This window comes from Pseudomonas sp. B15(2017) (assembly GCF_002113215.1).
Lineage (GTDB): Bacteria > Pseudomonadota > Gammaproteobacteria > Pseudomonadales > Pseudomonadaceae > Aquipseudomonas.
On the sequence record NZ_NEJZ01000017.1, the window covers coordinates 107,810 to 120,230 of the forward strand.

General features: G+C 62.4%; 12 protein-coding genes. All 12 read left to right on the top strand.

The window, feature by feature from the left end; all coding sequences use genetic code 11:
- Positions 1–87 precede the first annotated feature (87 nt).
- The 12 genes from CAF73_RS22990 (at position 88) to CAF73_RS23045 (ending at position 12,376) form a co-directional block, all read left to right on the top strand.
- On the top strand, positions 88–441 hold the full coding sequence (locus CAF73_RS22990) for a cytochrome c5 family protein (protein WP_085683848.1): 354 nt from the start codon (positions 88–90) through the stop codon (positions 439–441).
- A gap of 76 nt (positions 442–517) precedes the next feature.
- On the top strand, positions 518–1,846 hold the full coding sequence (locus CAF73_RS22995; RefSeq protein WP_176247759.1) for a D-arabinono-1,4-lactone oxidase: 1,329 nt from the start codon (positions 518–520) through the stop codon (positions 1,844–1,846).
- A gap of 74 nt (positions 1,847–1,920) precedes the next feature.
- Positions 1,921–3,129 (top strand): DSD1 family PLP-dependent enzyme, encoded by a 1,209-nt coding sequence (locus tag CAF73_RS23000; RefSeq protein WP_176247760.1) that lies wholly within the window; start codon positions 1,921–1,923, stop codon positions 3,127–3,129.
- A 186-nt stretch (positions 3,130–3,315) separates the two neighbouring features.
- A complete protein-coding gene (locus CAF73_RS23005) occupies positions 3,316–3,942 on the top strand; it encodes a transposase (RefSeq protein ID WP_085703965.1) in 627 nt (208 codons plus the stop codon).
- Positions 3,943–3,997: 55 nt separating this feature from the next.
- Complete coding sequence (locus CAF73_RS23010; RefSeq protein WP_085700723.1) at positions 3,998–5,593, top strand: ShlB/FhaC/HecB family hemolysin secretion/activation protein; 1,596 nt, start codon at positions 3,998–4,000, stop codon at positions 5,591–5,593.
- Positions 5,594–5,607: 14 nt separating this feature from the next.
- Positions 5,608–7,407, top strand: coding sequence for a DUF2341 domain-containing protein (locus CAF73_RS23015; RefSeq protein WP_085703967.1), 1,800 nt, complete (start codon positions 5,608–5,610; stop codon positions 7,405–7,407).
- Between the two features lie 11 nt (positions 7,408–7,418).
- Positions 7,419–7,844 carry a biopolymer transporter ExbD gene (locus CAF73_RS23020; RefSeq protein WP_007955109.1) on the top strand — a complete coding sequence of 142 codons (426 nt, stop codon included), beginning with the start codon at positions 7,419–7,421 and terminating at the stop codon, positions 7,842–7,844.
- Between the two features lie 3 nt (positions 7,845–7,847).
- Positions 7,848–8,552, top strand: a complete 705-nt coding sequence (locus CAF73_RS23025) for an energy transducer TonB (RefSeq protein WP_085700721.1) — start codon at positions 7,848–7,850, stop codon at positions 8,550–8,552.
- Between the two features lie 39 nt (positions 8,553–8,591).
- The gene (locus CAF73_RS23030) at positions 8,592–10,289 is read left to right on the top strand and encodes a putative porin (protein WP_085703969.1); all 1,698 of its coding nucleotides are present in this window, start codon (positions 8,592–8,594) and stop codon (positions 10,287–10,289) included.
- Positions 10,290–10,305: 16 nt separating this feature from the next.
- Complete coding sequence (locus CAF73_RS23035) at positions 10,306–10,935, top strand: DNA repair protein (RefSeq protein WP_085700719.1); 630 nt, start codon at positions 10,306–10,308, stop codon at positions 10,933–10,935.
- A gap of 29 nt (positions 10,936–10,964) precedes the next feature.
- A complete protein-coding gene (locus tag CAF73_RS23040; protein WP_085703970.1) occupies positions 10,965–11,432 on the top strand; it encodes a YbjN domain-containing protein in 468 nt (155 codons plus the stop codon).
- 11 nt (positions 11,433–11,443) lie between these two features.
- Positions 11,444–12,376: a peptidylprolyl isomerase gene (locus CAF73_RS23045; protein ID WP_371918980.1), complete on the top strand. Its 933-nt coding sequence runs from the start codon at positions 11,444–11,446 to the stop codon at positions 12,374–12,376.
- The last annotated feature ends 45 nt before the right edge of the window (positions 12,377–12,421 follow it).

Below are 12,421 nucleotides of genomic sequence, written 5' to 3' on the forward strand. Positions count from 1 at the left end.
CGTTTGCCCCCCTCAATGTCCCGCAATGCCCTCAACCCGCCGACCTGCCTGCCTTAAGGTGTGACCACAACAATAAGCGAGGCCGTTATGCGGGCAATCCGACTCACATTATTACTGGCATTGGCCATGACGCTGCCTGGCTGTGGCGAAGACCCCAAGCCCCCGGCCAGCACCAACAACGCCATTCCCAAAGACCCGGCGCTGGCGCAGATCTACGCCAACAGCTGCCAGCTCTGCCACGCCAACCCTGCCGCGAATGCGCCGTTGACCGGTGACCGCAAGGCCTGGGAACCGCGCATCCAGCAGGGCGCCGACACGCTGCTCGACCACGCCATCAACGGCTACAACGGCATGCCGCCGATGGGCCAGTGCGTCGAGTGCTCGGAAGAACAATTCCTTCAGTTGATCGGCTTCATGGCCGACCAGCCGCTCCCACAATAAGGATCCTGGCATGCCGATAGATCTGACACGCCGGCAGCTGTTGCAACGGGCAAGCATCGTCGGCGCTTTCAGTGCGCTGGCGACGAATCCGGCCTTGGGCCAATTGATGCGCGCGCCCCGGTTGATCCCGTGGCGCAACTGGTCGGGCGGCCAGAGCTGCCTGCCGACGGCGCGGGTGGCGCCGAAGAATCTGGATGAACTGACGACGATCATTCAGCAGGCACCGGGCAAGATCCGCCCGGTCGGCTCGGCGCATTCCTTCAGCGCGCTGGTGCCAACCGACGGTACGCTGTTGTCGCTCAGCTACTTCAACGGCCTGCTCGATCACGACCCGAAAACCCTGCAAGCCGAATTCGCCGCCGGCACGCCGATGTCGCGCATGGGCGTGCCGCTCAAGGACGTCGGTCAGGCCCTGCAAAACATGGCCGACATCGATTATCAGACCCTGGCCGGGGCCATTTCCACCTCGACCCACGGCACCGGCAAAACCTTCCAGTCCTATTCCGCCCACGTCTGCGGGATGCAATTGGTCACCGCCAGCGGCGAGGTGCTGGATTGCGACAGCCAGCGTCATCCCGAGGTATTCAACGCCGCCCGTGTATCCCTGGGCGCGCTGGGCGTAGCGACCAAAATCCGCCTGCAAAACCGCCCGGCCTATCGCCTGCGCGAGCGACAGTGGATCGCCAGGACCGAAGAGTTGCTGGAAGACATCGACAAGAACACAAGCGAAAACCAGCACTGGGAAATGCTCGTCGTCACCCATTCCGACTACGCCTTGTCGATCGCCCTCAACGAAACCACCGACCCGCCCACGCCGCCGATCCCGCCTGAAGAGGAGGGCGGCAACGAGTTCGTGACCCTGATCGAGAAGATCGACAAGTACGGCAGCGATTTCCCGGACTTGCGCAGTTCGCTGCTCAACAGCCTGCGGCATCTGGCGAGCTTTGATGACCGGGTTGGTGACTCGTTCGACATCTACGCCAACGTGCGCACCGTGCGCTTCAATGAAATGGAATATTCGGTGCCCGCTGAACATGGCCCGGCGTGTCTGCGGGAGATTCTCAAGCTGATCCGCGACAAGGACCTGCGCACCTGGTTTCCCATCGAGTACCGCTACGTCAAGGCCGACGACATTCCGCTGAGCATGTTCGAGGGCCGCGACAGCTGCTCGATCTCGGTCCACCAGCATTACCAGATGGACCACCATAACTTCTTCGCCGCGATCGAGCCGATCTTCTGGAAGTACAACGGCCGGCCGCACTGGGGCAAATTGCACACGCTCAACGCCCGCACGTTGCAAACGCTCTATCCGCGCTGGCAGGAATTCATTCAGGTACGCCAGGCGCTGGACCCGAGCGGCAAGTTTCTCAACGGGCATCTGTCGTCGATTCTGGGGGTGAGCTGATGGCGGTCAATCGACGTAATTTCGTGCTCGGGACTTTGGGTGTCGGCGCTTTGCTGGCGGGGGTTGGCGCATGGCTGCGGCCGGGGGATCGCGGCGGGCCTTACAGCGACTATTTCCGGGCGCTGAACAATGAACTCAAGAGCAAAGGCCCGATGCGCCCGGTGTTGCTGATCGATCTGGATCGCCTCGACCACAACATCGACGTGGTGATGCGTTCGGTCAATCGTGCGGGCAAGCAGTTGCGGCTGGTGGAGAAATCCCTGCCGTCACAGGGCCTGCTCAGCTACATCGGCCAACGGGCAGGGACGCAGCGACTGATGTCGTTTCATCAGCCGTTTCTCAATCATGATGCGGTGATGTTTCCGCATTCGGACATCCTGCTCGGCAAGCCGCTACCGGTGCGTTCGGCGGAGATTTTCTACCAGACCCACAAAGGCCCTTTCGCCCCGGCGAAACAACTGCAATGGCTGATCGACAACCCCGAACGCTTGCAGCAATACCTCGCGCTGGCCCAGGGCTTGGGCACTCGCATGCGGATCAACATCGAACTGGACGTCGGCCTGCACCGGGGCGGTGTCAGCGATCTGAACGTGCTCGGGCAAATGCTCGCGCTGATCGCCGCCAACCCGCAGCATCTGGAATTCGCCGGGTTCATGGGCTACGACCCGTTCGTGGGTATGGGTGTGCCGGGGATTCTCGGTTCGCCCGAGGAACTGTTCGCCAGGGTGATGGTGATTTATCAGCGCTGCGTCGACTTTATCCGGCAGCAATACCCGGCGCTGTGGCACGACGGCTTGTGCCTGAACACTGCCGGCAGCCCGAGTTACCGCATGCATGAAAACGAGCACCTGAGCACTGAGGTGTCGGTGGGCACGGCGATGCTCAAGCCGACTCATTACGACTTGCCTTCTCTGGTTGAACACGAACCCGCCGCGTACATCGCCACGCCGGTGTTGAAAAGTACCGGAGCAGTAAACATCCCGGCGCTGGATGACAAGTCGAAACTGTTTTCGTGGTGGGACACCAACCAGCGCCAGACTTTCTTCATCTACGGCGGTAACTGGATGGCCGAGTTCGAATCGCCGCCGGGGCTTCAAAGCAATGGCGTTTACGGCCGTAGCTCGAATCAGGAGATGGTCAATGGTTCGAATGCCGTGGGGCTGACGGTGGAGGATCAAGTCTTTCTGCGACCGACCCAGACCGAAGCCGTCCTCCTGCAATTCGGTGATTTGCTGGCGGTACGTGGCGGCAAGATCGTCGATACCTGGCCGGTTTATTCCTGACCAATAAAACAAGCTCGCTCCCACAGGTTTTTATGGTGCCTGATCGATCTCATTCGATTTCTGTAATGAAGCTTTTATGACAAAAGTTCGGTAGCACATCGCCAGTCCGGTCATGCCTATGTAACGCGCTTGAGGGGCCCTTTGGGCGCTTTTCACAAGCCGAGGCGGGACGCCGGGAGTGAGGCAATGGGGACTATGGAACGCTACTCGAAAGTAGGCATGCAGGAACTCGATCAACGCCTGTCGAAGATCGTTGAAGCCGCGCGCAAGAAGCCGGTTTCGGTGTATCGCTACGGTGCGCCGTGGGTCTGGATCGTGTCGCAGGATGACTGGCAGGGCGCCTTGAAAGAGGTCTCCAGTTATATTCCGCCGGGTCATTCGCTGGTGCTGCTGCGCCCGCAGATCGACGACCTGCTCGATGCCCATCGCGACCTCCTGCACGACCTCGATGCCCAACCCGGCATGCTGATCGCCCCGCAGACGGTCATGCATATCCTGCTGCTGCAACTGCTGTATTCGGTGCCCAGCGAGCAGCAGCTCTATGAACAGCTCAATTACAACCTGCTGTTCCGCTGGTTTGTCGGCCTCGGCCTGAACCAGAAAGTCTGGAGCTTCAACGTCCTCAGTCGCGACATCGCCACGCTGCTCAACGAGCCGCGGGCGGTGCAGCTCATCCAGAAAATCATCGGTGAAGTGTTCTGCGGCGCGCTGCTGCAAATGCCCGAGTTCTCGCTGAACTTCGCGCTGCTGCACACCTGGCTGGGCAAACACACCGGGCCCCGCACGTCAGCAATTAACAACGCCAGTAATTGACGCACACGCAAGGCGCATGAGCGCCAACAGGTCATCGCGAATTTCAGGGGGTAGTGTGGAGCAGATTTTCACGTCACGGCTGGCGCTGTGGGGCTGGCTGCTGGTGACGGCCGGCGTGCAGCCGGCGTTCGCCGAGGAGGCCGCAAACGCAGGTGCGCAGCGGCTGGTGGACGTCAACGAATACTTCGTGCGCGGCAACACCGTGCTCGATGCCCGGGCCATCGAAGAAGCGGTGTACCCGTTCCTCGGCCCGCAAAAGGCCTTGAGCGACATCGAAGGCGCGCGAGACGCCTTGCAGAAGGTCTATCAGGAACGCGGCTATCAATCGGTGTTCGTCGAACTGCCGGAGCAAGCGGTGGCCGACGGTATCGTCTATCTGCAAGTCAGCGAAACCAAGGTCGGCCGGGTGCGTGTGGTCGGCGCCAAACACTATTCGCCGCTGGACATCCGCGACAACGTCCCGGCCCTGAAGGAAGGCGAGGTGCCGGACTTCGCCAAGGTCCAGGGCGAACTGGCGCAACTCAACAAAACCCCGGGCCGGCAGGTAATGCCGCTGGTGCGCGAAGGGCAGCGCCCCGGCACCATGGACGTGGATTTGCAGGTCGAAGACCAGAACCCGTGGACCGCCAGCGTCGGCCTGAACAACGACTACAGCGCCGACACCGAAAAACTGCGTACTGTCACCAGCCTCGGCTACAACAATCTTTGGCAGTTGGGGCACAGCGTCAACCTGACGTTCTTCACCGCGCCCCAGGAAACCGACAATGCCAAGGTCTGGTCGGGCTCCTACACCGCGCCGCTGACCGAGCGCTGGAGCGTGCAGTTCTCCGGCTACCAGTCCGACAGCAACGTCGCCACCCTCGGCGGCAGCAACGTGCTCGGCAAGGGCCATTCCTACGGGTTAGCGGCGATCTACACGATCCCGTCCAGCGGCAACTGGTCGAACTCGCTGTCGGCCGGCATCGACTTCAAGGACTTCGACGAGCGCCTGACCCTGTCCGGCGAAAGCGACAAGGTGCCGCTCAAATACGCGCCGTTCACCTTCGCCTACAACGGCTATCGCTACAGCGAAAAGAGCCAGCTCGGCCTCGGCCTGAGCCTGGTCGCGGCCACTCGAAGCTTCTTCGGTTACGGCAGCTCCGACGAAGACTTCGACTACAAACGCTACCGCGCCAACCCGAGTTTCGCCGTGCTCAAGGGCGATACCAACTTCACCTGGACCTTCGACAGCGACTGGCAGAGCGCAAGCAAAGCGGCGTTCCAACTGGCGTCGGGGCCACTGGTTTCCAACGAACAATTCTCCGCCGGCGGCGCGACTTCGGTGCGCGGCTATCTGGCCGCTGAACGTACCGCCGATGACGGCTTTCTGCTGAGCGAAGAACTGCGCACACCGTCACTGGCCAAGTACGTCGGCGGCTGGATGCAGGACTGGCGCTTCTACGCCTTCGCCGAGGGCGCGCAACTCTACCTGCGCGACGAACTGCCGGACCAGGATGCCAATTACGCCCTGGCCAGTGTCGGCCTCGGCACCCGCGCCAGCCTCAGCAAGTGGCTGTCCGGCAGCCTCGACTGGGGCTACCCGCTACTCGAAGGGCCGAACACCTCGAAACAGGAATCGCGCCTGCACTTCAACCTTCAGGCCACTTTCTAACAAGGAGCACCTCCATGCAGCGCCTTTTCCTTTCGTTGTTGATCTGCCTGGGCTTTGTGCTCCCGGCCACGGCTAAGGCCTGGTGGCAGGACGACTGGCACTACCGCAAACAGATCGCCGTCGACACCACGCCGCAAGGCGCCGCGATCAATCAGGCCCTTGGCCGCACCGCGCTGCTGGTGCGCCTGCACACCGGCAACTTCACATTTGACGGCGTGAAAGAGGACGGCTCGGACCTGCGCTTCGTCGCCGCCGATGACAAGACCGTGCTCAACCACCAGATCGAAAGCTTCGACGCGCTGATGGGCATGGCGCTGATCTGGGTCGACGTGCCGAATGTCGAGGGCGGTCAGCGTCAGGACATCTGGATGTACTACGGCAACCAGAAAGCCCCGGCCACCGGCAACGGCCAACTCACGTTCGATCCGAATTACACCGCGCTCTATCACTTCGAGGGCGCCACCGGCACCCCGGCAAAAGACACCACCGCCTACGGCAACACCGCGCAGAGCGCCACTGGCAGCGCGATTGACGGTGTAGTAGGGCGGGCCTTGCAGTTCAGCGGCCAGCCGTTGCTGTTGCCGGCCAGTCCGTCGCTGCAGCACAACGCCGGCAGCGCGTTCACCTTCAGTGCCTGGTTGCGACTGGATAAGGCTAACGGCGAGCAACTGATTCTGGCCCGTCGCGAAGGCGCCCACAGCCTGCTGGTCGGTGTGAATCAGGGCGTACCGTTCGTGGAAATCGACGGCCAGCGCGCCGTCGCCACGCAACCGTTGAATCCCGGCCAATGGCAGCACGTCGCACTGACCGCCGAAGGCGCGAAAGTGACGCTGTACATCAACGGTCGCGAAGGCGCGGCACTGGCTCAGGCGACGCCGGCGTTCAACTCGGTCATGGCCATCGGCGCTGATCTGCATGAAGGTCCTTTCCAGCCGTTCGTGGGTGCCATCGATGAGCTGCGTCTGTCGAAAGTCGCCCGTCCGGCGCCGCTGTTGCTGGCTGACGCCACTTCCCAGGGCGCCGAGTCGAAACTGGTGGCTTACGGCGTCGATGAAGAACAGTCCGGCTTCGGTTTCGGCAGCCTCGGTTTCCTGCTCAACGCCGTGCCGGTCGATGCCTGGGTGATCATCGCGGTGCTGGTGCTGATGATGTTCCAGTCGTGGATCATCATGCTGCGCAAGAACCGCACCCTCAGCCGCGTCACCGCCGCCAACGAAGACTTCCGCGTGCAATTCGCCAAGGTCGGCACTCGCCTGGAAATGTTCGCCGACGACACCCAGCTCGCCCAGCGCTTGCAACATTCGCCGCTGTGGCGCCTGTATCAGGTGGCGGTGAAAGAGATCCGCACCCGTCGCGAGCAGGGCGCCGATACCTCGTCGGTTTCGGCGGCGACCATCGAAGCGATCCGCTGCTCCATGGACGGCGTGCGCACCCGGGAAAACCAGCAACTGAGTTCGAAACTCTCGACCCTGTCCAACGCCATCGCCGGCGGCCCGTACATCGGCCTGCTCGGCACCGTGCTGGGGATCATGGTGGTGTTCCTCGGCACGGCCATGGCCGGTGACGTCAACATCAACGCCATCGCGCCAGGCATGGCGGCAGCATTGCTCGCTACCGCCATGGGCCTGTTCGTCGCGATCCCGGCGCTGTTTGGCTACAACCGCCTGATCACTCGCAACAAGGAAGTCAGCGCCGACATGCGTGTGTTTGTCGACGAGTTCATCACCCGTCTGGCGGAGATGCACGGCGAAGGCCAGTCCAGTGAAGCGGCGCATCAGCGCGGTCATCACGCCAATCACTCCGTACCGGCCTGAGGAGCACTGACATGGCGTCCGTAAATGCCTCCCACGACGATGACGAAGATGCAGCGGTGGACAGCATCAACATCACGCCACTGGTGGACGTGCTGATGGTGGTGCTGGTGATGTTCATCCTCACCGCCACCGCGCAGGTCTCCGGGATCCAGATCAACCTGCCCAAGGCCAGCGCCGCCGTGTCGCTGTCCGAGGCCAAGACCAAGGCGATTTCGGTCAACGACGGCGGCCAGGTGTTCCTCGACGCCTACCCGGTGACGCTGCCGGAGCTGGAAGAACGCCTGCGCATCGAGAAGGCGCAGAACCCGGACTTCCCGGTGATCGTGCGCGGCGATGCCACGGTGCAATACCAAAAGGTTATCGAAGTGCTGGATCTGTTGCGCCGGCTCGAACTGTCCCAGGTCGGTCTCGTTACCGGCAAACCGACGCAGGGCTGAGTGATGACTGCACAACTGCCAATCGAGCCTTTACCGGTGAAGAAGTCGCCACTGCGCTACGTGAAGTGGGGCGCCGGGCTGATCCTCGGTGCGCTCGCCGCGTGGTTCCTGTGGCAGTGGGCCAACGACATGAGCGGTATCCGTCGGGAAGCGCCGAAGGTGCCGACGATCATTCCCTTGCCGCCACCGCCACCTCCGCCGCCGGAAAAACCTCCGGAGCCGGAAACCCCGGTCGAGGAAAAAGTCGTCGAGCCCGAGCCAACGCCGGAGCCGCAAGAGGTCAAGCCTGAAGAGGAAGCACCGCCATCGCCGGCCGACGACCTGGCCAACCCGATGCAGATCGACGGCGACGCCCAGAGCGGCAGCGACGCGTTCAACATCGGCGCGGGCAAGGGCGGTGGCATGGCCGGCGCCGGCGGTGGGCGACTGGGCAACGGCACCTACAGCCAGTTCCTCGCGTTCACCTTCCAGAAGCTGCTGCGCGAGAACCCCGACCTGCGCAACCTGGCGTTTTCGCTGCAGGCCGATGTGTGGCTGAGCAGTGTCGGCGAGATCACCCGGGTCGAGCTGATCAAGTCCAGCGGCAACCCCGAGATCGATACGCAAGTGCTCGCCGCGCTGCGCAACGCGCCCGCTTTAAGCGAGCGGCCACCGGCCTCCATCACCTTGCCTGTGCGCATGTCCCTGCAAGGGCGGCGTCCGGGTTAACCGAATTCATAAAGCTGTATGAAAAGGAGTTGTGTGCAGATGATTTCCAACGTGAATCGATTGTCCCTGGCGGTCGGCATGGTCATCGCGACCCTGGTCGGTCAGGCCGCGGCAGCGCCAGCGCCCTCGGAGAACGCCACGATCAATCTGATCCGCTTGCTGGTCGAGCAGGGCATTCTGAAACAGGACAAGGCCGACGCGCTGATCGCCCAGGCCCAGAACGAAGCGGCCCAGGCCAAACAGGCTGCGGCGTCCACCGCTGTGGCAGCCGGGCCGGTCGCGGCACCGGGCGATGTGCGGGTGCAATACGTGCCGGCGGCGGTGCGCGACCAGATCCGTGATCAGGTCAAGGCCGAAGTCATGGCCACCGCCAAACAGGAAAACTGGGCCGCGCCCAACACTTTCCCGGACTGGGCGTCACGCATCAGCTTTGACGGTGACATTCGTCTGCGTGACGAATCGCGCTACTACTCGGGCAGCAACAGCAACGAAATCGTCGACTTTGCCAAGCTCAACAACAACGGCCCTTACGACGTGAATCCAAACAGCAGCACCGCGTTGCCGCCGTTGCTCAACACCCGCGAAGACCGCGAAAACCTGTTCCGCCTGCGCGCCCGGCTGGGCATGAAAGCGGAGATTTCACCGCAATGGACCGCCGGCATCCGCATCGGCACCGGCTCGGACAACAACCCGGTGTCGACCACCCAGAACCTCGGCGGTGGCTTCTCGAAAAAGGACATCTGGCTCGATCAGGGTTACCTGACCTGGAAGCCGTCGGATGAGCTGACCCTGACCGGTGGCCGCTTCGCCAACCCGTTCCTGTCCACCGACATGCTGTATTCCAACGACCTGAACTTCGACGGCGTGGCGGCCATCTTCGACCACAAGCTCAACCGCGACTGGGGCGTGTTCGGCACCCTCGGCGCGTTCCCGGTGGACTACACCAACGACACCACCACCAGCAACGGCTTCGACAAGGAAGAAAGCGATAACAAATGGCTGTACGGCGCGCAAATCGGCGCCAAATGGGCGATCAACAGCAACAACCGCTTGAAAGGCGCGCTGGCCTACTACCGCTTCGACGACATCGAAGGCCAGCGCTCCAGTCCTTGCGAACCGTGGGCCGGCGCACCGGGCTGCGACAGCGACGGCACCCGCGCAGCGTTCATGCAAAAGGGCAACAGCGTGTTCCTGCTGCGTGACATCACGCCGAACCCGCTCAACCCGAGCACCACGCCGCAGCCGCAATTCGTCGGCCTGGCGTCCGAGTTCAACCTGCTGGACCTCAACGTGGTGTGGGACGCCGACCTGCCGGAAGACTTCAAACTGCGCAGCCAGGGCAACTACATCCACAACCTCGGCTACGACGAAGGCGACATGCGCAAGCGTTCGGCCGGGCAACTGGTCAACAACCTCGACAGCAGCGGCAACATCGAAAGCGGCGCCAATGCGTGGATGGTCCAGTTCACCCTCGGCAACGCGCTGGAGCTGAAGAAGCAGGGCGACTGGAACCTGTTCGCCGGCTACAAGTACATCCAGCCGGATGCCTTGCCGGATGGCTTCAACGACTCGTCGTTCCACCTGGGCGGCACCAACGCCAAGGGCTATATCCTCGGCGGCAACTACGGCCTGGCAAAGAACGTTTACGCCACCGGCCGCTGGATGAGCACCGAGGCGGTGTACGGTGCGCCGTTCGACATCGACGTCATGCAGCTTGAGATCAACACGCGCTTCTAAGCGCCGGGAGAGGGTTATGAAAATCCGCTTTTTATGGCTTGGGCTCGGGATGTTGATCGCCACCGGGGCGAGCGCCGAAGGCATGGAGGAACGCCTGCGCACGCAATTGCGCAGCACCACCCAGCAACTGCAAACCCTGCAAAGCCAGCAGGCCCAGGCCAGCGCCGCGCAACTGGCGGCGCAGAACGAAGCCAAGGCAGCACAGGCGCAAATCAAGCAATTGACCGCTGAACTGGCCAAGGCCAAAGGCCTTGCCGAGCAACTGGCCGGGCAGCAGCAAACCTTGCACAGCCAGGCCCAGGCGCAAGTCGCGGCCAGCAACGAGCAGACCGGCAAGTTCAAGAAGGCCTACGAAGAGCTGTTGGTCCTGGCCCGTGCCAAAGAGGCAGAACGGTCTAAGCTTCAAGCGCAATTGACTGAGCGTGACACACAAGTGCAGCAATGTTCGGTCAAGAATCAGCAGATGTACGGCGTGGCCAAGCAGATTCTCAGCGCCTACGAAAACATCGATGTGGCCGAGGTGATGAAGATTCGCCAGCCCTTCGCCGGCAGCGCCCGGGTCAAGTTCGATGAGCTGGCTCAGGGTTTCGGCGATGAACTGTACAAGACTCAATTCGATGCGCCGCAAGCCGCGATTGCGCACTGATTAAAAGACTCATGGACAAGGAAGACGTAATGACTCAATTGATCTCCCACGTATCCCCGCAATCCCTGACCGACGTGCTGCAAGCCGCCGGTTATCGTGTCAACCAGACCGAACAGAACGGCATCGTCCAGTTGCTCAGCGCCAGCCAGGGCATCGGTTACGCCTTGCGTTTCGGCAACCCGGCGGTGGCGGAACAGGGCAGCTACGTCGACTTCACCTTCAGCTGCGCCTTGCGCGTGCAGGGTGAGCTGCCGGCCGGTGTGGCGGAGCAGTGGAACGCGACCCGCCGCTTTGCCCGGTTGTCGTTGCAGGGCGAGTTCCTGGTGATGGAAATGGACGTGGTGGTGGCCGCTGGCGTCAGCAACGATCACCTGCGCGGCAACCTGGAATTGTGGGATCGCCTGTTGCAGGAATTCATCGTTTACCTGCGTGATTTCACCCAGAACGCCGCTGCCGCTCAGGCTCCAAAGGTTGAGCAAGAGGAAGTTGCGCTGTGACGAAACCTGCCATGGTAATCAGCGCCGCTGCGGTGGCGCTGTTGGTGGTGGCCGTGGCGCTGGTGGTGCGGCCGGGCAATGACCCGGTCGCCGCCCAGCAACCGGCGCCGGTGATTGCGGCGAACAATGGACCAGCAGTGGCCAGATTAGGCAATCAGCAGGTTTCGCCGGAAGAATTGCAGGCGCTGCTGGCCGCCGTACCGCCCCAGACCCGCGAACAACTGCGCGGCAATCGTGAGGCGCTGGAGCGCTGGATACGTTCACGCCTGGCCGAAAAAGCCGTGCTGGAACAGGCCGACGCCCAAGGCTGGGCGCAACGTCCGGACGTGGTTCGGCAAACCCGTGCCGCCACTGAGCAGATCGTGTTCCGCGACTATTTGCAGTCGGTGAGCCAGGTGCCGGCGGATTACCCGAGCGACGCCGAGTTGCAGCAGGCGTATGACGCGGGCAAGGCCAACTGGCAGACGCCGGTGCTGTATCGGGTCAGCCAGATTTTCCTCGGGGTGAACGAGCCGCAGAATCTTGAAACCGTGCGCAAGCAGGCTACGGAATTGAGCAAGAAAGCCCAGGCGGCCCCGGCGGAGTTTGCAGCGCTGGCCAAGGAATTTTCCCAGGACCGCCTGACCGCTGAACGTGGCGGTGACACCGGCCTGCAACCGTTGCAGCAACTGGTGCCGCAAGTGCGTGGTGCCGTGGCGCGACTCAAGGTTGGCGCGGTGTCCGATCCCGTTCAAAGCAGCGCCGGTTTCCACGTCATCAAACTCACCGAACAGCAACCGGCCCGTATCGCGACCCTCGACGAACTGCGCGATCAACTGACCCAGGCCTTGCGGGCTCAACGTCAGGAGCAGATCGCCCAGGCGTATCTGGACGGCATGCTCAACACCGCGACGCTGAGCATCGACGGGGCCGAGCTCAATAAAGTGCTGGAGGAAAAACTGTAATTCAGATCCACCTCTGAACTCTGTGGGAGCGAGCTTGCTCCGGGC

Coding starts and splice junctions, on each gene's coding strand:
- CAF73_RS22990 (WP_085683848.1), top strand. CDS start 88: ATGCGGGCAATCCGACTCACATTATTACTGGCATTGGCCATGACGCTG.
- CAF73_RS23005 (WP_085703965.1), top strand. CDS start 3,316: ATGGGGACTATGGAACGCTACTCGAAAGTAGGCATGCAGGAACTCGAT.
- CAF73_RS23015 (WP_085703967.1), top strand. CDS start 5,608: ATGCAGCGCCTTTTCCTTTCGTTGTTGATCTGCCTGGGCTTTGTGCTC.
- CAF73_RS23020 (WP_007955109.1), top strand. CDS start 7,419: ATGGCGTCCGTAAATGCCTCCCACGACGATGACGAAGATGCAGCGGTG.
- CAF73_RS23025 (WP_085700721.1), top strand. CDS start 7,848: ATGACTGCACAACTGCCAATCGAGCCTTTACCGGTGAAGAAGTCGCCA.
- CAF73_RS23030 (WP_085703969.1), top strand. CDS start 8,592: ATGATTTCCAACGTGAATCGATTGTCCCTGGCGGTCGGCATGGTCATC.
- CAF73_RS23035 (WP_085700719.1), top strand. CDS start 10,306: ATGAAAATCCGCTTTTTATGGCTTGGGCTCGGGATGTTGATCGCCACC.
- CAF73_RS23040 (WP_085703970.1), top strand. CDS start 10,965: ATGACTCAATTGATCTCCCACGTATCCCCGCAATCCCTGACCGACGTG.
- CAF73_RS23045 (WP_371918980.1), top strand. CDS start 11,444: ATGGTAATCAGCGCCGCTGCGGTGGCGCTGTTGGTGGTGGCCGTGGCG.